At 58.3% G+C, this 17,893-nt stretch carries 22 protein-coding genes and 1 tRNA gene; 8 read left to right on the forward strand and 15 right to left on the reverse strand.

The window, feature by feature from the left end; translation table 11 throughout:
- Positions 1–48: 48 nt before the first annotated feature.
- Positions 49–786: an Nmad3 family putative nucleotide modification protein gene (locus AC0V6W_RS11125; protein WP_486149983.1), complete on the forward strand. Its 738-nt coding sequence runs from the start codon at positions 49–51 to the stop codon at positions 784–786.
- Positions 787–816: 30 nt separating this feature from the next.
- Here the strand turns inward: AC0V6W_RS11125 and mmsB are convergent, their stop codons facing one another.
- From mmsB to AC0V6W_RS11150, 5 genes are all read right to left on the reverse strand, one after another.
- On the reverse strand, positions 817–1,683 hold the full coding sequence (mmsB, locus tag AC0V6W_RS11130) for a 3-hydroxyisobutyrate dehydrogenase (protein WP_486149985.1): 867 nt from the start codon (positions 1,681–1,683) through the stop codon (positions 817–819).
- A gap of 161 nt (positions 1,684–1,844) precedes the next feature.
- A complete protein-coding gene (locus tag AC0V6W_RS11135; protein WP_486149987.1) occupies positions 1,845–2,639 on the reverse strand; it encodes an enoyl-CoA hydratase-related protein in 795 nt (264 codons plus the stop codon).
- A gap of 127 nt (positions 2,640–2,766) precedes the next feature.
- On the reverse strand, positions 2,767–3,825 hold the full coding sequence (locus AC0V6W_RS11140; RefSeq protein ID WP_486149989.1) for an enoyl-CoA hydratase/isomerase family protein: 1,059 nt from the start codon (positions 3,823–3,825) through the stop codon (positions 2,767–2,769).
- Positions 3,822–4,235, reverse strand: a complete 414-nt coding sequence (locus AC0V6W_RS11145; protein WP_486149991.1) for a hypothetical protein — start codon at positions 4,233–4,235, stop codon at positions 3,822–3,824. Before AC0V6W_RS11145 ends, AC0V6W_RS11140 begins: the two co-directional genes overlap by 4 nt.
- A gap of 277 nt (positions 4,236–4,512) precedes the next feature.
- Positions 4,513–5,658 carry an acyl-CoA dehydrogenase family protein gene (locus tag AC0V6W_RS11150; protein WP_486149993.1) on the reverse strand — a complete coding sequence of 382 codons (1,146 nt, stop codon included), beginning with the start codon at positions 5,656–5,658 and terminating at the stop codon, positions 4,513–4,515.
- Positions 5,659–5,767: 109 nt separating this feature from the next.
- Between AC0V6W_RS11150 and AC0V6W_RS11155 the strand changes: the two genes are divergently transcribed.
- Both AC0V6W_RS11155 and AC0V6W_RS11160 read left to right on the forward strand, forming a co-directional pair.
- Positions 5,768–6,736 (forward strand): Kelch repeat-containing protein, encoded by a 969-nt coding sequence (locus tag AC0V6W_RS11155; RefSeq protein WP_486149995.1) that lies wholly within the window; start codon positions 5,768–5,770, stop codon positions 6,734–6,736.
- 46 nt (positions 6,737–6,782) lie between these two features.
- A complete protein-coding gene (locus AC0V6W_RS11160; protein ID WP_486149997.1) occupies positions 6,783–7,217 on the forward strand; it encodes a hypothetical protein in 435 nt (144 codons plus the stop codon).
- Here AC0V6W_RS11160 and AC0V6W_RS11165 read toward each other — a convergent pair.
- From AC0V6W_RS11165 to AC0V6W_RS11195, 7 genes are read right to left on the reverse strand one after another with little or no spacing between them, the layout of a single operon-like run.
- A complete protein-coding gene (locus AC0V6W_RS11165) occupies positions 7,214–7,726 on the reverse strand; it encodes a DUF1254 domain-containing protein (RefSeq protein ID WP_486149999.1) in 513 nt (170 codons plus the stop codon). The two genes, AC0V6W_RS11160 and AC0V6W_RS11165, sit on opposite strands and share 4 nt — an antisense overlap.
- Positions 7,723–8,334: a DUF1214 domain-containing protein gene (locus tag AC0V6W_RS11170; RefSeq protein ID WP_486150001.1), complete on the reverse strand. Its 612-nt coding sequence runs from the start codon at positions 8,332–8,334 to the stop codon at positions 7,723–7,725. The genes AC0V6W_RS11165 and AC0V6W_RS11170 overlap by 4 nt, the downstream gene beginning before the upstream one ends.
- Positions 8,331–8,732: a RidA family protein gene (locus AC0V6W_RS11175; protein ID WP_486150003.1), complete on the reverse strand. Its 402-nt coding sequence runs from the start codon at positions 8,730–8,732 to the stop codon at positions 8,331–8,333. The genes AC0V6W_RS11170 and AC0V6W_RS11175 overlap by 4 nt, the downstream gene beginning before the upstream one ends.
- Positions 8,729–9,238, reverse strand: coding sequence for a hypothetical protein (locus AC0V6W_RS11180; RefSeq protein WP_486150005.1), 510 nt, complete (start codon positions 9,236–9,238; stop codon positions 8,729–8,731). The genes AC0V6W_RS11175 and AC0V6W_RS11180 overlap by 4 nt, the downstream gene beginning before the upstream one ends.
- A gap of 1 nt (position 9,239) precedes the next feature.
- Complete coding sequence (locus AC0V6W_RS11185) at positions 9,240–10,178, reverse strand: polysaccharide deacetylase family protein (RefSeq protein ID WP_486150007.1); 939 nt, start codon at positions 10,176–10,178, stop codon at positions 9,240–9,242.
- A gap of 4 nt (positions 10,179–10,182) precedes the next feature.
- Positions 10,183–10,572 (reverse strand): hypothetical protein, encoded by a 390-nt coding sequence (locus tag AC0V6W_RS11190; protein WP_486150009.1) that lies wholly within the window; start codon positions 10,570–10,572, stop codon positions 10,183–10,185.
- Between the two features lie 27 nt (positions 10,573–10,599).
- Positions 10,600–12,093, reverse strand: coding sequence for a CoA-acylating methylmalonate-semialdehyde dehydrogenase (locus tag AC0V6W_RS11195; protein ID WP_486150011.1), 1,494 nt, complete (start codon positions 12,091–12,093; stop codon positions 10,600–10,602).
- A 180-nt stretch (positions 12,094–12,273) separates the two neighbouring features.
- On the opposite strand from AC0V6W_RS11195, the gene AC0V6W_RS11200 reads away from it, so the two are divergent.
- Positions 12,274–12,347, forward strand: a tRNA-Gly gene (locus AC0V6W_RS11200).
- A 32-nt stretch (positions 12,348–12,379) separates the two neighbouring features.
- Here AC0V6W_RS11200 and nfsB read toward each other — a convergent pair.
- Together nfsB and AC0V6W_RS11210 are read right to left on the reverse strand one after the other, a co-directional pair.
- Positions 12,380–13,072, reverse strand: coding sequence for an oxygen-insensitive NAD(P)H nitroreductase (gene nfsB, locus AC0V6W_RS11205; RefSeq protein ID WP_486150013.1), 693 nt, complete (start codon positions 13,070–13,072; stop codon positions 12,380–12,382).
- A 147-nt stretch (positions 13,073–13,219) separates the two neighbouring features.
- The gene (locus AC0V6W_RS11210) at positions 13,220–14,014 is read right to left on the reverse strand and encodes an SDR family oxidoreductase (RefSeq protein WP_486150015.1); all 795 of its coding nucleotides are present in this window, start codon (positions 14,012–14,014) and stop codon (positions 13,220–13,222) included.
- A gap of 142 nt (positions 14,015–14,156) precedes the next feature.
- Here AC0V6W_RS11210 and AC0V6W_RS11215 point away from each other — a divergent pair, with 142 nt between their 5' ends.
- The 4 genes from AC0V6W_RS11215 (at position 14,157) to AC0V6W_RS11230 (ending at position 16,562) form a co-directional block, all read left to right on the forward strand.
- On the forward strand, positions 14,157–14,720 hold the full coding sequence (locus AC0V6W_RS11215) for a hypothetical protein (RefSeq protein ID WP_486150017.1): 564 nt from the start codon (positions 14,157–14,159) through the stop codon (positions 14,718–14,720).
- Positions 14,721–14,863: 143 nt separating this feature from the next.
- Positions 14,864–15,325 carry a Dps family protein gene (locus AC0V6W_RS11220; protein WP_486150019.1) on the forward strand — a complete coding sequence of 154 codons (462 nt, stop codon included), beginning with the start codon at positions 14,864–14,866 and terminating at the stop codon, positions 15,323–15,325.
- A gap of 131 nt (positions 15,326–15,456) precedes the next feature.
- Positions 15,457–16,092, forward strand: a complete 636-nt coding sequence (locus tag AC0V6W_RS11225) for a 6-phosphogluconolactonase (protein WP_486150021.1) — start codon at positions 15,457–15,459, stop codon at positions 16,090–16,092.
- The gene (locus AC0V6W_RS11230; RefSeq protein ID WP_486150023.1) at positions 16,080–16,562 is read left to right on the forward strand and encodes an NUDIX domain-containing protein; all 483 of its coding nucleotides are present in this window, start codon (positions 16,080–16,082) and stop codon (positions 16,560–16,562) included. The genes AC0V6W_RS11225 and AC0V6W_RS11230 overlap by 13 nt, the downstream gene beginning before the upstream one ends.
- Positions 16,563–16,648: 86 nt before the next feature.
- Here the strand turns inward: AC0V6W_RS11230 and dinB are convergent, their stop codons facing one another.
- Entirely contained in the window at positions 16,649–17,821 is a 1,173-nt protein-coding gene (gene dinB, locus AC0V6W_RS11235) for a DNA polymerase IV (protein ID WP_486150025.1), read from the reverse strand.
- Positions 17,822–17,893: the final 72 nt, after the last annotated feature.

Consider the following 17,893-nt stretch of genomic DNA (forward strand, 5'->3'; position numbering starts at 1 on the left):
GGTCATGGCGGCTTGCCGTGGCGGAAGCGGGACCGCATAGCACAGGCCATGCGCATTATCTTTAGCCGCAAAGGGTTTGACAGCAGTGCAGGCGGCGGGCCTTCGCCGATTGTGGGTGGGAGGCCGTTAAGCTTGCCGATCCCGGCAGCGCGCATTGCAGGGCGCGCGGCCAGCTGCACGACCTATGGCGATCTGGGGCTGGGCGAATATGCGGCGCGGGCGAGCCGGGGGAAGCTGGGCGCGGATGATTTGTGCCACCATGATCCGATGTTCCTGCCTGATGGAACCTGCGTTTTCGGTCAATGCGGGGCTGCGCAAACGCATCTGGAACGCCAAGGCGTAGGGCTGGGGGATGTGTTTGTGTTCTTCGGTCTGTTCGCAGAGGAGGAAACGGGAGAGCCGCATCACCGCATCTTTGGTTATTTGCGAGTGGAAGAAATGGTGCCTCTGGCAGGTGGCGCGCCGCAATGGGCGCTGGATTTAGCGCATCCCCATGCGCTGGCGATGCACCACAAAAACGATGTGATCTGGCGAGGGGAAGGGCGCACGGCAAACCAGGCCAGCGATACCTTGCGCCTGACGGTGCCCGAAGGCCCGCCTAGCCTGTGGCAGCGGCCCGCATGGCTGAAACGCGGCGGGCTGTCCTATCACGACCGCGAAGACAGGTGGATCTCAGGCGGCAGATTGCGCTCCGTCGCGCGGGGTCAGGAATTTGTCGCCGATGTCGGACGGCGCAAGGCCCCGCGCGAATGGCTGGAGCAGGTGATCGGGGAGATAAAAAGCTAATCCTCCCCGGTTCGGGGAGGATTGGGGGGATCAGAGCGACTTGATAATCGCTGAGAAATCAAGCGCGCCATTCTCTCCAGCAAACGCCTCGTAAATCTCAGCCGAATGCTTGCCGAGCGGCGTTTTCGCCCCCGAAGTGTGCGCCGCCTCCATTGCAAGGCGCAAGTCTTTGAGCATCAGCGCTGAGGCAAAGCCGCCTTGGTAATCGTTATCCGAAGGGCTTTCAGGGCCAACACCGGGAACCGGGCAATAGCTTGTCATGGACCAGCACTGGCCGGAGGATACGCTGGAGATATCGTAGAAGGTTTGCGGATCAAGGCCGAGTTTATCCGCCATGGAAAACGCCTCTGCCGTGCCGATCATTTGCACCGCGAGCAGCATGTTGTTGCAGATCTTCGCCGCCTGTCCATTGCCTGCATCCCCTGCGTGGATCACGGCTTTGCCCATAGCTTGCAGGATCGGCTCCGCGCGGGCGAAGGCCTCGCCCGTACCGCCGACCATAAAGGTCAGCGTGCCGCCATTCGCTGCCGCAATCCCGCCGGACACGGGCGCATCGACCATGGCGTAACCTGCCCCTTCAGCGCTTTCGATCACCGCGCGTGCGGTGGCGACATCAATGGTCGAGCAATCGAGGAAAACCGCTCCTTCAGGGGCCTTGCCGATCACGTCTGCTTCGTAAACGGATTTCACAATGGCCCCATTCGGCAACATGGAAACAACCGCCTCTGCATCCGCGCACGCCTCTTTGGCGCTGGTGAATGTGGTGCATCCGGCCTCGCTCGCAGCGGCCAGCGCATCCTCGCTCAAATCAAAAGCGCGCACATCATGGCCCGCCTTCACAAGGTTAGCAGCCATCCCGCCGCCCATATTGCCGAGCCCGATAAAGGCGATTTTCATAGGTAATCTCCGATTTTCGTCATCCCAGACTTGATCTGGGATCGTTCGCCGTTAGCTCAGCGTCGCATCATGGATTGCCGCGTCACTGCGTTCCTCGCAATGACGAGTTTTGAGAGTGTGGGCGTGAGTTTCGTAACGTTTCGCTAGGATGACGTGGGTGTCTAGCGCCCCTTCCACACGCCCTCACGCTTCTCGATAAATGCGGCCATACCCTCGGCTTTGTCCTCTGATGCGGTCAAAATTTGGAAGATACGGCGTTCAACGATCAAGCCTTGATCTAGCGTCATTTCAAACGCTGAGTTCACCATTTCCTTGTTCGCGATTGTCGCCATGGGCGGCATTCCTGCGATGGTCTTGGCGGTTTTAAGCGCGTCTGCGATCAGGTCCGCTTGCGGCACCACGCGCACGATCAGGTTTGCGCGTTCGGCTTCCTCGGCGCTCATCATGCGGCCTGTCAGACACATTTCCATGCTCTTGGATTTGCCAATCGCGCGGGTGAGCCTTTGCGAACCGCCCATGCCGGGGGCCACGCCCAGCTTAATCTCTGGCTGGCCGAATTTGGCATTGTCCGAGGCGATGATGAAATCCGCCATCATCGCAAGCTCGCACCCGCCGCCAAGGGCAAAGCCATTGACCGCCGCAATCCAGGGCTTGCGCGTTTTCTTGACGATTTCAGACGTCCAGGGCGAGAAGAAATCATCGAGGTAAAAATCAGCTGCCGCTTTCTCGCTCATCTCTTTGATATCAGCGCCCGCGGCAAAGGCTTTCTCGCCTGACCCTGTCAGCACAGCGCAAAGCTGGCTGTCATCGGCTTGGTAAGCGGCGAAAGCTTGGATCAATTCATCCAGCACTTGGCTGTTCAATGCGTTCAGTGCCTTGGGCCGGTTGAGCGTTATCAGCGTAACGCCGGTGTTTCCTTGGGCGTTGGGTTCGACGAGAATCGTTTCGTAGGTCATTTGTGTCTCCTTAATCGTCATTGCGAGGAGCGAAGCGACGCCGCAATCCAGGGGCAGCAGCGCACTAGGCTCTGGATTGCTTCGCTTCGCTCGCAATGACGAAGGCGCAACCGGCATGTCGTAACTGCTAAAGCGGCTTCCACTCCTCGCCCCCCGGCAGCGGCGCGAAGATGCTGTCTATCAGCTCTTCGCTGACCTCTTCTGGCGTTGCGGGATCCCATTTGGGATCGTTGGTTTTGTCTGTGATGACCGCGCGGACGCCTTCGGCAAAATCGGGCCGGGTCAAAACGCGCGAAGCTATGCGGTATTCCATCACCATATTGTCGGCAAAGTCAGTGAGTTCGGTGCTTTCCGCGAGTTGCCGCATGGCGACTTTGCAGGTCTGCGGGCTCTTGGTGCCAAGCGTATCGCGTTCTTTCACCGCCCAGTCATCGCCTTCTTCGATGGCCGCCTCCAGGCTCGCACCGATTTCCTCGACACTGTCAGAGGCGAAGTGTTTCGCGATTTTGAGCGCGTTTTTCTCAATTCGCGCCTCGGGCGGAGTGCCGACAGGTTCGGACAGGATACCGCGAATGCGCCCGGGCCGTTCGATTATGCGCTCCTTAATCTCATCAAGCATCTCGCTTGGCACGTAATGCGTGGCAAGGCCCGCCCACAAGGCCTCCGCCCCGTCCAGCCGCGCACCGGTGAGCGCGAGAAACTGCCCAATCCGCCCGCCAAGGCGCGAAAGGTACCAGCCGCCGCCCACATCGGGGAACAGACCAATCCCGGTTTCTGGCATGGCGAACCGAGTGTTCTCGGTCGCCACGCGGAATTTCGCTGGCATCGCAATGCCCACGCCGCCGCCCATCGTGATCCCGTCCATGAACGCCACAATCGGCTTTTTATAGGTGAACATCTGATGGTTGAGCTGATACTCATCGTGAAAGAATTTGCGCCCCGATACCCCGCCATCGTTCAGCGCTGAATCGCGCAGGAAAGCGATATCGCCGCCTGCGCAAAAGCCGCGGGAGCCATCGGCATGGTCGAGTATGACCGCCTCAATCGCGTCATCATCCGCCCATACGGTGAGCGCGTTGGACATGGCATGACACATATCGAGCGTCAGCGCGTGGAGCGCCTTGGGACGGTTCAATGTGATATGCCCGATGGGGCCATTGGTGCGGGTTAAAACGTCAGGTGTCATGGTGCTGGATATCCTTGCGCGTCTGTTGGATACTCCGCGTCAAATACAGTCGGCGCAACCCCATCTTCGCGATAGGGACCGGGCTCACACCAAAATCCAACATCGGGCAATCCCTGCGCCCTCCATTGTTCACTTACGTTGCTGTTTAGAAGGCGGGTTACCATTTGGCAGTTGTTCTGGTTGTAGTCGTTTGCCTCGCCCTTAACATCAAAGGTGGCAAAATGGAGCCGCATATTCTTGTCTAGGCTACCATTGCGATACAACGTGGCTACGTGTGTTGTATTCTCACTTGCCTCTTGCTCGTTTAGTGGGCTTTGACAACCGGATAACAATCCAAGCAGAGTGAATGTCACTGCGAGTGCAGACTTCGTTTTCATTGCAGCAGCCAGTCCCGAATTACGATCATACATCGCTATTATTTCTTTGTTTGTTCGCAAATGTTGGTGCCATAGCCCGTTGGTTTACACTTGTAGCCGCATTCATAGTCACCCCCGCCATCAGGTCTTGCTCTTTCTAGGTGCTCAATCGCAGCCTTTTGGCAAAGATCAAAAGTCCGAAATCCGCGGATGGTATCATTTGTTAGCAGAGTATCACCCGTGTAAATGAACGCGTCCCATTGGTCGGGGCGATCATCGCAAGCGCCAAGCCCAAGTGAGACAATAGCCAAAACTGAGATTGCGAGCCGCCTCACTGCCGCAGTAAATCCCGGCCCACAATCATGCGCATCACCTGATTGGTGCCCTCCAGGATCGAGTGCACGCGCAGGTCTCTCCAGAACCGTTCAATCGGGTAATCGCGCAGATATCCGTATCCTCCGAAGAGTTGCAGCGCATCGTTCACAACCTTGCTGCCATTATCGGTCGCGAGGCGTTTTGCCATGGCGGAAAAGCGCGATTTGTCGGGCGCTCCATCGGTGACTTTGGCTGCGGCGAGGTAGAGTAGAGCGCGTGCCGCCTCCAAGTCGGTTGCCATATCCGCGAGCATAAATTGCGTGTTCTGGAAATCGGCAACGGGTTGATCGAACTGTTTGCGATCCTTGGTGTAAGCAATCGCTTCGTCCAGGCACCTTTGCGCGCCGCCCAGCGAGCATGCGCCGATATTCAAACGCCCGCCGTCAAGGCCCATCATGGCAAAGCGAAAGCCTTCGCCTTCATCGCCGACCCGGTTTGCCACTGGCACGCGCGCGTCCTCGAAAATCACTTGGGCAGTGGGGGAGGCGTTCCAGCCCAGTTTCTTCTCCGGCGCGCCAAAGCTGACACCCGGCGTATCTTTGTCGATCACGAGGCAGGAGATGCCTTTCGTTTTGTGATCGGAAGTGCGGACCATGCAGACATAGACATCGTTCACGCCGCCGCCTGAGATAAACTGTTTGGTCCCGTTCAAGACATAGTGATCGCCATCGAGCCGGGCCGTGGTTTTCAAAGCCGCCGCATCCGACCCGCTGCCGGGTTCTGTCAGGCAGTAACTTGCGATTTTCTCCATGCCGATGAGGTCAGGCAGATATCGGTCTTTTAGCTCCTGCTGCCCAAACTCATCGATCATCCACGCGGCCATATTGTGGATCGAGATAAAGGCGGACGTGGTGGGGCAGCCATAGGCCATCGCTTCCATAATCAGCGCGGCCTCGAGCCGCCCAAGCCCGATGCCGCCGCTTTCCTCCGACACGTAAATCGCGCCAAAGCCGAGCTCTGCCGATTGCTTGATCGTGTCTTTGGGAAAGATGTGTTTCTCATCCCACTCCGCCGCAAATGGCGTGATCTGGTCGGCGGTGAAACGCTGCGCGACTTCCTGAATGGCGAGCTGATCGTCGGTAAGGGAAAATTGTCCTGTCATGGCGGCTCATCTAGCCCCCTTGCGCGGCAATTAAAGGGATAGGCTTTCAGATTTTTGCTAGGTGTCCCGGTGTGATTGCGGTTAGTCTTGGATAGAGGGGAGCGAAACCTTGCGCATTGCCGTTCTGTCCGTAGTTGCAATTGCCTTGCTGGCGTGGGCTGTCTGGTGGCTCGCCCCCAAGTTTATGGTCAGTGATGGCGATATGACAGAGCCGCGCTCTGAGATTCACGCCGCCACGCATGAGGGCGTGATTTACACCGCTGGCGGGATTGGGTTTTTCCGCACTCTCAAAAGCTGCGAGGCTTATGACACACGGTTGCAAGAATGGCGCGATTGCCCTGATCTGCCGCGCGCTTTGCATCATGTGGCGATGGCGGCAAATGATCACATGGTGTTTGCAAGCGGCGGGTATTCAAGTCTGCCATTCAATGCGGATCGCGATGCTGCTGTGTTCGCCTTTGACCCTGCAAAGCCTGCTTCGGGGTGGGAGGAAATCGCCAAGCTTCCCACTGAATTGGGCCAGCACGCGATGGTCTATCGCGATGGGGGCTTGTTCCTGATTGGCGGGGAAAGCGGGGGCGAAACAGTCGCGCATTTGCGCCGGTATGATCTGGCAAGCGGCCGGTGGTCGCAGATGTCCGCCATGCCCACCGCGCGCCATTCGCATGCGATTGCCATGGATGAAACGCGTCTGTTCGTAACCGGCGGTCGCAGCCCGGCGCTCGGCGATGCGTCATCTGTTATCGAAGTGTATGATTTTGGCTCGGACAGCTGGACAAGTTTGCCCGATGCTCCGTTTAAGCTTGGCGGCCACGGTGCTGCGGTGATTGGCAGCCGCTTGCATGTCTATGGCGGAGAAGATCTGGATAGCGGCCTCGTGCTGGCACGGCATGCATCACTCGATCTGGCTGATCCGCAGGCGGGTTGGCAGGATGAAGCTGATCTCAGCAAGCCGCGTCACGGCTTTGCAACAGCATCGGTGGGCGGGGTGATCTATATTCTGGGCGGAGGTGCCCGCGCCGGGCTGCAGACGCCGTTCTCGGTTACCGGAACGGTTCAAATGCTGGCGGATAAATAATGGGCGCAGGTGTAACCTTTGCGCGCTATCATGCGTAGACTGATATATGTCTGCACAACAAAATCGCGCACGCCTTATCCTTGTCTACAACGCTGATACAGGTCTGATCCAGGCTCTGATGCATGCGGTGCACAAACAGCTGCGCCCGGACACCTATCCGTGCTCTTTATGCGCGCTTACATATGGTGCGGTGTCTATGCGCAGGGACTGGCGCAATTTTCTGGATGAGCTTGATCTGGATGTTGAGATCTATCACCGCGATGATTTTACCGGTGCCCACCCGCAATTGGGCACAGGCGGCGCGCGCGAGATTGCTTTGCCTGCGATCCTGATGGCTGAACCGGGGGCAGAGCCATTTGTGTTCATCCCCGCACCGGAACTGGACGCGATGGCCGATGCTGATGAGCTGATGGAGCATGTGGAAAAGACGCTGATGGTGTGCCGGATGGGCAGCCCCGTTGCAGCGAATGCAGCCGGCTAATTCGTTTCAAGCTCGCAAAAATCGCTTTGCGCGACTTGTTTTGCCTCGTCAAACAGCTCCTGCGTGGGCGCGAGCCGCCGGATCAGCACCACGCCGCGCGGTGTTGGGCTGATCGTGGCGGCATCATCACCTGAGCTGCCCGCGACAAGCTGTACCGATTTCGCCAGCCCTTCGCCGCGCACCGTCAAATAATTGTTGGTGTTGGCATCAAAGAAAGACAGCGACTGATAGCCGGGCCATTCGGCCATGGTGACATTGAGGCGGCTGCCCGGCTCGCTCAAATCATAGCGGCACAGCGAATAGAAGAGGTCAGGCGAAGTGCGCACCACGGCCTGTGTTTGCGGGGTGATCCGCTGCGGCGTGGTGAAAGCGTGCTGGCTGATCCCGCGGTTTTTCAGCGTTGCAAGCGTGCGGTCCATAATGACGCCGGGTGCATAATGCAGCGCCGCCCAATGCGCGGCGATGGCGGTGATGATGAGCACGGCGACGGGGCCAATCCAGCGGGTCATGATGCGTCCCCTTTGCAGGACAAGCGTTCAATAACCGGGGGTTTCAAACTGGTTTGCGGATCGGACAGCAGCTCTTCATCGGGCAGGTAAAGCCGCAGGGTGAGATCAAACTGGCCTGCATTGCGGCTGGAAATCCAGTCGACCCCTGGCTCCGGTCTTTCGGGCGCGACGAGCACGCTCCAGTCATCCGCTTCACCTGAAATGCTGGTCGCATCCATGCTGAGCGCTTTATCCTCGTTCATGGGCAGCATGCTTTGTGCATCGTACAAAGTGATCGACCACCAATTTGCAGGCAGTGCGCCGCCCAGTATCGCGTATTCGCATTCCTCGCGCAGCGGATCGCCTGCGCCATCAGTGGTGCGGGTGAAATAGACCGCTTCGCTTTTAGCCAATCCCAAGAGGCCATGGCGCGCAACGCGGGCGCGGGTGTAGGGATCGGCGGCCTTAGACCCGATAGCAAAATCGCTGCGCCAGCCATCCACTTCTACATCGCCGAAATCGAGCGGTTTCATGCCTGGCCAAAGCCCCGCCATATACAATGCGCTGGCAAGGCCTAAGCCAGCGCCGAGGACCGCTGCGAGGCCATAACGTATACTCGCGCTCATCATTCGATCACCGCCTCCGCTTCAATCTCAACCTTCCATTCCGGGCGGCATAGCCACGCTGCGCCAACCATGGTCGCAGCCGGATTGGCGCTTCCGAAGAAGATCTTGTGCACCTCGCCCACCGCGTCTTGGTCATTGGGATCGGTCAAAAACATGCGCGTGCGCACGACATGCTCTGCCTCGCCGCCCAATTCCTCAATGGCCGCGAGGATCAGATCGCAGCACCTTTCAGCTTGTGCGGCGGCATCGCCCACCCCATGAATATCGCGTGTGGTGGAGCCATCATCTTCGACGGGGCCAGTGCCCGCAACAATGATCCGATTGCCTGTCCGAACTGCGCGGCAAAAGCCGAATTGCGCCTCATAGGGGGAGCCGGAGGTTGTGCGTTGGCGAGAGGTCATTGGGGGCACCTTGTCCACGGAATCGGAGTAACTAAGATGTCTTCGTCCGGTGTTGGAAGCCGGTACAAGGTGACGTCGTTAGAGTCCCGCTTCACCAATCGAAGCATTTCTCGCCGTGTCCAGATTTCGCCTTCACCTTGCATTTCAAGCGAGACGATTAAGCCTTCAGAGTGTTGTTCTATCAATGTAACCGTGCCTACACTCTCATAAAAGACGATTTTATCCGATTTGATCTCGATCCGCTCTTCATTTGCGGTCTCACAACTGACCTGAATGTAATCCCACACCCACACGCCATGATATTGGTCTGGAATGCTGGTGTCGGCGGTTTGGGTTGAGGCACCTGCGGACGCTTCGGGCGCGGGTTCGCGATTGACCTTTTCCTGACCGCCCTGCTCGATCAATGTGGAAGGCTCACTAGGGTCGTCGGTGTTGGGGGATTGGTCCACTTCATACGAACATGCGGAGAGCAAAGCCAAGCAGGCAACGATTGGAAAACCGCGCATCCTATTCCCCTTCGGCCTCGCCCAGAACTTCGCGGTTGAACCGCTCTTCCAAAAGCCGTGTATTATTGCCCGGATACCAGCGCTGCGATCCGATCCCTTTGTGCCACGCCGCAAGCTCAACCAATGTCCCCTGCGCTGAGGGAACATCGGGCGTGTTCAGATATACAGGGTCGGCAAAGGCTTCATCGGCGGTGGCAATCGTCCACCCTGCCTTTTTCAAACCCGCAATCAAATCGCCCAGAAACAATGCCGATAAATCGGTTTCGTGCAGCAGGATATTGTGCACGATAGGGCGGTCATACGTCTTGAGGGCCAAGGCGTTGTAGAACTCTGCCGCTTCCACATGGGCGGTGACAAACAATCGCCCAGCGGCTGCCGGATCGTAGGCTTTGCCCTCACGCTCGGCCTTGTTAAGTGCGCCGTCAATCCACCAATCCGAGGCATCGACCGTTGGGCTGGCATTGAGCAGGCCTCGCGCGCTTAAAGCACCGCGCACCGCATCACGTTTGGTTTTGTCATTGCGGCCTTCATCAAGATAGGGATAGCGGAACCATTCGCGTGTGCCTTTTCGCTCCGCCAACCATTGGGCTGCCCGGTCGATTTCAGCGATATATTCGCCGGTTTCCGTGCGCGAAAGCCGGGGATGGCCGAATGTGTGATTGGCGATGACATGCCCGGCATCGATATAGGCTGCGATGCGCGCCTCGGCGCCGGGCCGCTCGGGAATTTTGCCCGGATTGATAAAGAAAGCCGCTTGTTCAACGCCGCCTTTGCGCAAGGCTTCGATCATCAGGCGCGTGCGCTCATCTTCGCTGAAAAAGGCGCCAGGATGGCGCGGCGTATCGTCAAAGGTTATCGCAATCCGTTTGCCCGGTAGCTCCGGCGTTGTAGCGCAAGCAGTAAGGATCAGCGCAAGGCAAGCGGTAAACAACCAGCGCAAGCGTTTATCCCTCACCTGCCGGGCAGCGCTTGCGTTCAAGCGCGCCGTAATTGGTGCCCGCAACTTCCATAAACAGGCGGCCATCTTGGACGCGAAGCCGGTAGGTCGTCTCCCACGTTTCCCCTTCGCCGGTGGAAAGCACAGTGATGAGCGCGCCTTCATTGTCCTGCCGGACGCTGGTCACTTTGGCGACGCTTTCGTAAAAGACCATTTCGCCCGCTGAAATGCGCAGCCGCGCATCGGAATTGGGTGAGCAATCGCTGTTCACATCATCCCATGTGCCATGAAAGCGCTCCGGGATAACCGGCGTGTTCGTGTCTGCATTGGCGGCAAAAGGCGCAGCTATGGCAGAGACAGCAAGGGCGAAGGGGGCGATGAGTTTGTATGAGGACATGGACAAACTCTATCACCCCATTTGCCGTTAGCCCATAGTCGGGATCACAAAAGCGTTGCCATCATCAGCCGAGCCATCGGGCCAACGCTGGGTTATCTTTTTCAGCTTGGTCCAGAATGCGAGGCCTTCGGTCCCGTATTGGTCGATATCGCCAAATCCTGATCGCTTCCATCCGCCAAACGAATGATAAGCAACAGGCACAGGGATCGGCACATTGATACCCACCATGCCCACCTGAACGCGGGCAGCAAATTCGCGTGCGGCGTGGCCATTGCGAGTGAAGATCGCAACGCCGTTGCCGTATTGATGCTCTGACGGCAGGCGCACAGCCTCTTCAAAATCCTTGGCGCGGACCATTTGCAGGACGGGGCCGAAGATTTCTTCCTGATAAGACTTCATTTGCGGCGTCACATGGTCGATCAATGTGGGGCCGACAAAGAACCCGTTTTCGTGGCCCTGCAAAGTGTATCCCCGCCCATCGACGACAATCTCGCCGCCTTCTTCTTCAGCCGTGGTGATCCATTGTTCGATGCGGGCCTTGTGTTCAGGCGTAACCACCGGGCCGTAATGCGCATCGGGATCGGTTGAAACGCCGATCCGCAGGGCCGCGATGGCCGGCAGCAGCTTTTCCTTGAGTCGCTCAGCCGTGTCTTCGCCGACCGGCACCACCACGGGCAGCGCCATGCAGCGTTCGCCCGCCGAGCCAAAGGCCGCGCCTGCCAGATCGTTCACCACAGCATCAAGATCAGCGTCTGGCATCACGATCCCGTGGTTCTTCGCGCCGCCAAAGGCTTGCACACGTTTGGCTTTTTCTGCGCCGCGCCGGTAAATGTAATGCGCGATGTCAGAGCTTCCGACAAAGCTGATCGCGGGGATATCGGGATGATCGATAATCGCATCGACCATTTCTTTATCGCCATGGATGACTTGCAGCAGGCCTTCAGGTGCGCCCGCCTCGATAAACAATTCGGCCAAACGCACAGGCACGGATGGATCGCGCTCTGATGGTTTGAGGATAAACGCATTGCCCGCAGCACACGCCATACCGAACATCCACATCGGGATCATCGCGGGGAAGTTAAACGGGGTGATCCCGGCGCCAATGCCAAGCGGTTGGCGCGTGGAAAGCACATCAATGCCGGGGCCTGCGCCTTGCGTGTATTCGCCTTTCAAAACCTGCGGAATGCCGCAGGTATATTCGATCACTTCCAGTCCGCGCTGCACATCGCCGATGGCATCGGGAACCGTCTTGCCGTGCTCGCTCGACAGCAATTCAGCAAGCGATTGCATATTCGCCTCGATCAGTTCCTTGAACCTGAACATGACGCGCGCGCGTTTCTGAGGATTGGTCGCGGCCCAGCCCGGCTGGACTTTCTTGGCGGTTTCAACCGCTGCATCGAGCAAAGCGGCATCGCCAAGCGCAACTTCGGCCTGAACTTCGCCGGTCGATGGGTTCCATATCTGGTGTTTGCGTGTGGGCGCGGGGCTATCGCCGACAATAAAATGATCAACCTGGCGCATGAATATTCCTCTCAAGCATCAATATCTGTCGCACGCCATAAGGGCATGAGCGGGCGAATCCAATCGGTTCCGCCATTGCGGGCCAATATAACGGACACGCCGCATCATCACCTATCTGATTGACCATCCAAAGCGTTTGCGGCAGAGCGCCCCCGCGCCAAAAGCACGCGCAAATCAGGCGCGGGTGTAGCTCAATGGTAGAGCAGCAGCTTCCCAAGCTGACGACGAGGGTTCGATTCCCTTCACCCGCTCCAGTCTGGCTACACCCGGCCGTTTACGTTTCCGATCAAATCTCGGTGATGATATCGCCCAGGGGCAGGCGCGATTTTGGCAGGGCGGCGTTAAAGTCATCATCGGCGCGGTAACCGGCAGTGACAATCGCGAGGCTTTGCAGGCCTTTGTCCGACAGGCCAAATTCTGCATCCAGCGCGCTGTGGTCCACGCCTTCCATTGGCGTTGTGTCGATGCCCATGGATGCCGCGCCCAGCATGAACTGGCCCATATTGAGGTACGTCTGGCACGCGTTCCATTCGGCAAGCTTGCCCGCATCGCGGTTCATATTGATGAACATTTTGCGCACATCATCGGTTTGCTTGGCCAGTTTCTCTGGGTCCTCGGCAAAACGGCCATCGGCCTGCTCCACTTCGAGCACTCGCGCGAGGAAATCATCGCTGAGCTGCGTGCGCGAGGCGAACACAATCGCGAGCGATGCATTGAGCACTTTGGGTTTGTTAAAGCTGAAGTCTCCCTCCGTCCCTTTGGCGACGCGCGCTTTGCCTTCATCGGTAGTGGCAAAGATAAAGTGCCATGGCTGGGCATTGGTGCTCGACGGGCTGAATTGCAGCAGGCTGCGCAATTTTGCCAGATCATCCTCGCTGATCGGGCGGGCGGGGTCGTATTCCTTGGTGGTGTAGCGCGATTTGGCGCTGTCGAGGATGGAACTGGCAGCGTTAAGCGGTGCGAGTGCGGCTTTGGTCATGATGATTGATGTCTCCTGATAAGAGTTTTGCAAGGCAGGGCGTTTTTGAAACGCGCTGCGGGTTTGACCCTCTAACTGGTGAGGCCTTGCAAAGTTTCAAATTGGAAGAGGGGCGCGCCTTTATAGACGCTCGCCATTCGCTCGCGTTTATCTAGGGGGCATCCTGATCGCGCCATCCAGCCGGAATTGATGGCCATTGATGTAGGTGTTGCGGGCAATCTCTACGATCAGCGAGGCAAATTCTTCCGGTTCGCCCAGCCGCTTGGGAAAGGGCACGCTGGCGTTCAATTGATCCCACATTTGCGGATTGCGGTCTTTCATGCCGAGCATTAGCGGCGTTGCAAAAATGCCGGGCATGACCGAGTTTACCCGAATGCCCAGGTCCATCAAATCGCGCGCCATGGGCAGAACCATGCCGTTCACGCCCGATTTGCACGATCCGTAAATCACCTGGCCGATCTGACCATCCTGCGCGGCGACGCTGGCAGTCAGAGTGATAGATCCGCGTTCGCCGTCATCATTGACTGGGTCGGCATGCGCCATGCCCAGCGCGCTGAGGCTCGCCATGCGGTAGCTGGCGACCAGAATGCCTTGCGCGCCGAATGCGTAATCTTCGCTGGACAAGCGTTTGTAGCCGCCCGTTTCCTTGTCATAGCCAATCGTCTTGCCGCGTTTGGATGCCATGGCGCAGTGGACCAGCGCGCGTTCCTGTCCGTTAGCGGCGCGCGCGGCTTCAAATCCGGCAATGGCAGAAGCTTCATCCATGATATCGACATGGTGGAACGTGCCGCCAATTGCGGCGGCATGCGCTTTGCCGTCCTCTTCATTGATATCGAAAATCGCGACGTTCAGCCCCGCATCGGCCAATGCCTTCGCGCTTGCCTTGCCCATTCCCGATGCGCCGCCGGTTACGATTGCGGCCATGCCCTGTTCCAATTTCATGCGGTGTCGCCCCTCTTATATGTCGCGCCGTTGAAAAACCGATTGGTAGGCCGGATTGCCCCTTTGTGCCAGCGGTCCCGGCGGCGCGCAGGCGCATCGCATTGATTTGCTCGTTAACCTTGCCGCGCTAAAGCTCGGTGCAATGGATACGTTTCTTTTCACTATGCTGCTGGTTTTTGTGTGCGCTCAGGGTGCGCGCGATCAATTGGTTGTGGCGAATTTGTCCGATGCGACAGGCCGCGCTGTACCGCCTTTGGTGTTTGGCATTGCCTGCGCGGTGTTCAGCGGCGTTGCGCTGGCCTTTGCGGGCGCAACCATTGCGCATATCCTGCCCACGCGCGCAGCGGAAATGCTGGTGGCTTTCGCTTTGGTGGCAGCCGCGATTGAATGCGTGTGGCCGGTAAAAATGAAACCCGCCAAAGAACCGACCCGGTCTGCCTTTGCCATCAGCGCGGTGCTGCTTTTTCGCCAGATCGGGGACGGGCCGCGCTTTATCATCTTTGCACTTGCCGCCGCTGCCAATTACGCGCCAGCCGCTGCGATTGGCGGCGCATTGGGCGGCGCGGCGGCGCTGGCGCTGGGCTGGCTGATGGGAGAACGAACGCTGGCGCGCTATCCGCTTTATTATCTGCGCATGGCACTGGGCGTGTGTTTGTTTGTTGCGGGCATCTTCATCGGATTGAACGCTCGTTACAATATCTACTGATCGCTTTTGCCGATCACTGCAAATGCGTTTTTCTCGAAACTAAATCCCGCCTTATCCATTGGTTAGGTGAAGAAGGCGGCGCGCGGTTCCCCCGTCCATACTGACGGTCTTTCGCGTGCAAACAGATTAAAAGGAGGGCAGAAATGCTTGACCCTAACAACAACTCCACCACTCAAATGGTTGCCGAAATCAATGGCCTGCTGGCCGATCATTTTGCGCTGTATGTGAAAACAAAGAACTTTCACTGGCATGTGAAAGGTCCGCGCTTTCGCGATCTGCACCTGATGTTTGATGAGCACGCAATTGAAATTCGCGACCAGATCGATGCCATCGGTGAACGCGCGCGCAAACTGGGCGGCGATACGATCACATCTGTTGGCATGATCGCGCAGCATACGCAGGTCAAAGACCAGGACAGCGCATCGCTCAGCGCGGACGATATGATCCGCGAATTGCGCGATGATAACGCAAACATGGTCGCACGCCTGAAAGCGATGAAAGAAACCGCAGATGCCGCAGGCGACAATGCCACGGACGGTTTGATTGATGACTGGACCGACATGGCCGAAGAGCGTGTGTGGTTCCTCAATTCAGCGCTCGGTTAAGACAAAGCAGGAGAGGCGCGTATCAAGCGCCCCCGGAACAAGGGGCAATAAACCCCGTCCAAAAGGCCGTTTCCGCTATAGGCGGAGGCGGCCTTTTTGCTATGCGCGGCTTTTGAAAGAGTGAAAGCGCGATGGACAATATAGAATTTCTGGGCGGGCAGGACGCGGTCGATATTGCTGACCGAATTGCAGCATTTCTCGATTGGGCTTTGGCCACCAGCGAAGGCGATCTGGCGATTGCGGTGCCGGGCGGGTCAACGCCGTTTCCGATATTTGAAGAACTGGCGAGCCGCGATCTCGATTTCACCCGGCTGGTGATCTGGCCCACCGATGACCGCATCGTCCCCGAAGATCACCCCGCTTCGAACACCGGCAAAATCCGCGCGATTTTTGAGCCTTTGGGCGCGCTGGTAAACGCGTTGCATGAAGAGGCTGAGCCGCCGGAATTTACGCTCGTCTGGCTCGGAATGGGGGCAGATGGGCATATCGCTTCGCTGTTTCCAAACACCGATCCGCAAGCCGATGAAACGCGCAGCGTGCTGCGTCTGACGCCCGATCCGCTCCCGCCAGAAGCTCCGTTTGACCGCATCACTTTGACCATGCCGGCATTGCTGGCGGCCGCAATGCTGTTGTTCGTGATCCGCGGCGATGACAAACGCGGCGTGTTCACTGGCGCGGTGGAGGGAGCGCATGATCTGCCGATTGCCCGGCTGCTGGCAGCGGCGCAAGATCACCCGGCGCCGCCGCAGATTACATGCTTCACCTGATTATCAAGGCGATCCCTGCGCCCGTGCACCGCGCGATTATGCCGCTGGCGCATAAGGTGCGCCATTACTGGCGGCGCTGGCGGGGAAAGCCGATTGCAGGTGCGGCGATTGTGCTGACCAATCCGGCAGGCGAGGTGCTGCTGCTGCGTCATTCTTATGGCCCGCCCGTTTGGGCTCTGCCGGGCGGAGGGATTGGCGCGGGCGAAGATCCTGCGGCCGCAGCCGCGCGCGAATTGGCCGAAGAATTGCAGGTTTCGCCGGACGCACTTGTACCCCTGGGCACGATGGAGGAGACCATTTCCGGCTCGCACCATATCGGCCATCTGTTTGCGGCAACCACCACTCAAACACCGCGTCCCGATGGCCGCGAAGTGGTGGAGGCGCGTTTTTTCCCGGCGGATGCCCTGCCATCCAATACAGGCCGCATTTCGCGCGCGCGGCTTGGTGCGTGGGCTGAACGGCGCGGATAGCGCCGAAACGGAAAAGCGCCGCGGTTAGCGCCAGGCCGGAAAAACGCCGCGGTTAGCGCCGAAACGGAAAAGCGCCGCGGGCCGCCTTAAAGCAGGCTCAGCTGCGCATCATCTTTGGGCGGGTCTGCCGCTTTACCCCGGTCCAGATTGGAGAGGGTCAGTCCCATTAACCGGATCGGCATGGGCAGCGGCAATTCTTCATTCAGCAGCGCGCGGCCAAGCTCAGCCATTTCCGCTTTGCTTTCAATCCAGTGCGGCACCGATTTTGACCGGGTGATCTGCTCAAAATTGTTGAACTTCATTTTCAAAGTGATGGTCTTGCCGCGCACCGGTGTGTCTTTGCCGCCGCCAGCCGCCTCAATCCGGCTCCACACGATCTCGATGATATCTTCCAGCGTGCTGCGCAAAGCCGCGCCGCCGCCAATATCCTCGCTGAAGGTCCGCTCTCCGCCAACAGATTTGCGCACCCGGTGCGCGCGCACAGGGCGCAGGTCGATCCCGCGTGCGGCGCGGTAAAGATAATCGGCCATGCTGCCGAAATTGGCGCGAAGGAAAGCGATGTCTTTCGCCGCCAGATCAGCGCCAGTGGCAATGCCAAGCCGGTTCATTTTCTCTTCCGCCTTTGGCCCCACACCATGAAAGCGGCGAATGGGAAGCCCGGCCACAAACCGTGCGCCTTCACCGGGGCGAATAACGCAAATGCCATCAGGCTTGTTCTGATCGCTCGCGATTTTGGCGAGGAATTTGTTGTAGCTCACTCCCGCGCTTGCCGTCAGCTGCGTTTTGGCGCGGATTTCCTGCCGGATCAGCTCGGCAATCCGGGTCGCGCTGCCAATGCCAAGCCTGTCCTCGGTCACATCCAGATAGGCCTCATCCAGGCTGAGCGGTTCGACATGTTCGGTGTGATGGCCAAACACCGCGCGTATCTGGCGGCTGGCTTCTTTATAGGCGTCAAAGCGGTGCCGCACGAAAACGAGATCGGGGCACAACCGTTTCGCAGTGACCGATGGCATGGCGCTTTTTACGCCAAATTTGCGCGCTTCATAGCTGGCCGCCGCCACCACGCCGCGCCCGCTTGACCCGCCGACAGCCACAGGCCGCCCGCGCAATTCGGGATTGTCGCGCTGCTCGACGCTTGCAAAAAAGGCATCCATATCGACATGGATGATCTTGCGAAGTCCGTTTTCGTCGGCCTGCTTGGGAGCCTCTTCATGGGCCGGGTCATTGGCCGGGGAACTGGGAACCGCATCGGTGGTCATCACCCCCATCAATTAGTCGCTGAGCGGAGATAAGTAACCTCCCTTTGGAACAATCACGTTGCACGCGGATTT

The organism is Erythrobacter sp. JB1-7 (genome assembly GCF_057365015.1).

What these genes read in the sequence shown, in the direction of transcription:
- AC0V6W_RS11215 (WP_486150017.1), top strand. Translation starts at nt 14,157, where the DNA reads ATGGATACGTTTCTTTTCACTATGCTGCTGGTTTTTGTGTGCGCTCAG.
- dinB (WP_486150025.1), bottom strand. Translation starts at nt 17,821, where the DNA reads ATGACCACCGATGCGGTTCCCAGTTCCCCGGCCAATGACCCGGCCCAT.
- AC0V6W_RS11140 (WP_486149989.1), bottom strand. Translation starts at nt 3,825, where the DNA reads ATGACACCTGACGTTTTAACCCGCACCAATGGCCCCATCGGGCATATC.
- AC0V6W_RS11195 (WP_486150011.1), bottom strand. Translation starts at nt 12,093, where the DNA reads ATGCGCCAGGTTGATCATTTTATTGTCGGCGATAGCCCCGCGCCCACA.
- AC0V6W_RS11160 (WP_486149997.1), top strand. Translation starts at nt 6,783, where the DNA reads ATGTCTGCACAACAAAATCGCGCACGCCTTATCCTTGTCTACAACGCT.
- AC0V6W_RS11145 (WP_486149991.1), bottom strand. Translation starts at nt 4,235, where the DNA reads ATGTATGATCGTAATTCGGGACTGGCTGCTGCAATGAAAACGAAGTCT.
- nfsB (WP_486150013.1), bottom strand. Translation starts at nt 13,072, where the DNA reads ATGACCAAAGCCGCACTCGCACCGCTTAACGCTGCCAGTTCCATCCTC.
- AC0V6W_RS11125 (WP_486149983.1), top strand. Translation starts at nt 49, where the DNA reads ATGCGCATTATCTTTAGCCGCAAAGGGTTTGACAGCAGTGCAGGCGGC.
- AC0V6W_RS11175 (WP_486150003.1), bottom strand. Translation starts at nt 8,732, where the DNA reads ATGACCTCTCGCCAACGCACAACCTCCGGCTCCCCCTATGAGGCGCAA.
- AC0V6W_RS11230 (WP_486150023.1), top strand. Translation starts at nt 16,080, where the DNA reads ATGCTTCACCTGATTATCAAGGCGATCCCTGCGCCCGTGCACCGCGCG.
- AC0V6W_RS11135 (WP_486149987.1), bottom strand. Translation starts at nt 2,639, where the DNA reads ATGACCTACGAAACGATTCTCGTCGAACCCAACGCCCAAGGAAACACC.
- AC0V6W_RS11170 (WP_486150001.1), bottom strand. Translation starts at nt 8,334, where the DNA reads ATGATGAGCGCGAGTATACGTTATGGCCTCGCAGCGGTCCTCGGCGCT.
- AC0V6W_RS11210 (WP_486150015.1), bottom strand. Translation starts at nt 14,014, where the DNA reads ATGAAATTGGAACAGGGCATGGCCGCAATCGTAACCGGCGGCGCATCG.
- AC0V6W_RS11165 (WP_486149999.1), bottom strand. Translation starts at nt 7,726, where the DNA reads ATGACCCGCTGGATTGGCCCCGTCGCCGTGCTCATCATCACCGCCATC.
- AC0V6W_RS11150 (WP_486149993.1), bottom strand. Translation starts at nt 5,658, where the DNA reads ATGACAGGACAATTTTCCCTTACCGACGATCAGCTCGCCATTCAGGAA.
- mmsB (WP_486149985.1), bottom strand. Translation starts at nt 1,683, where the DNA reads ATGAAAATCGCCTTTATCGGGCTCGGCAATATGGGCGGCGGGATGGCT.
- AC0V6W_RS11225 (WP_486150021.1), top strand. Translation starts at nt 15,457, where the DNA reads ATGGACAATATAGAATTTCTGGGCGGGCAGGACGCGGTCGATATTGCT.
- AC0V6W_RS11220 (WP_486150019.1), top strand. Translation starts at nt 14,864, where the DNA reads ATGCTTGACCCTAACAACAACTCCACCACTCAAATGGTTGCCGAAATC.
- AC0V6W_RS11180 (WP_486150005.1), bottom strand. Translation starts at nt 9,238, where the DNA reads ATGCGCGGTTTTCCAATCGTTGCCTGCTTGGCTTTGCTCTCCGCATGT.
- AC0V6W_RS11190 (WP_486150009.1), bottom strand. Translation starts at nt 10,572, where the DNA reads ATGTCCTCATACAAACTCATCGCCCCCTTCGCCCTTGCTGTCTCTGCC.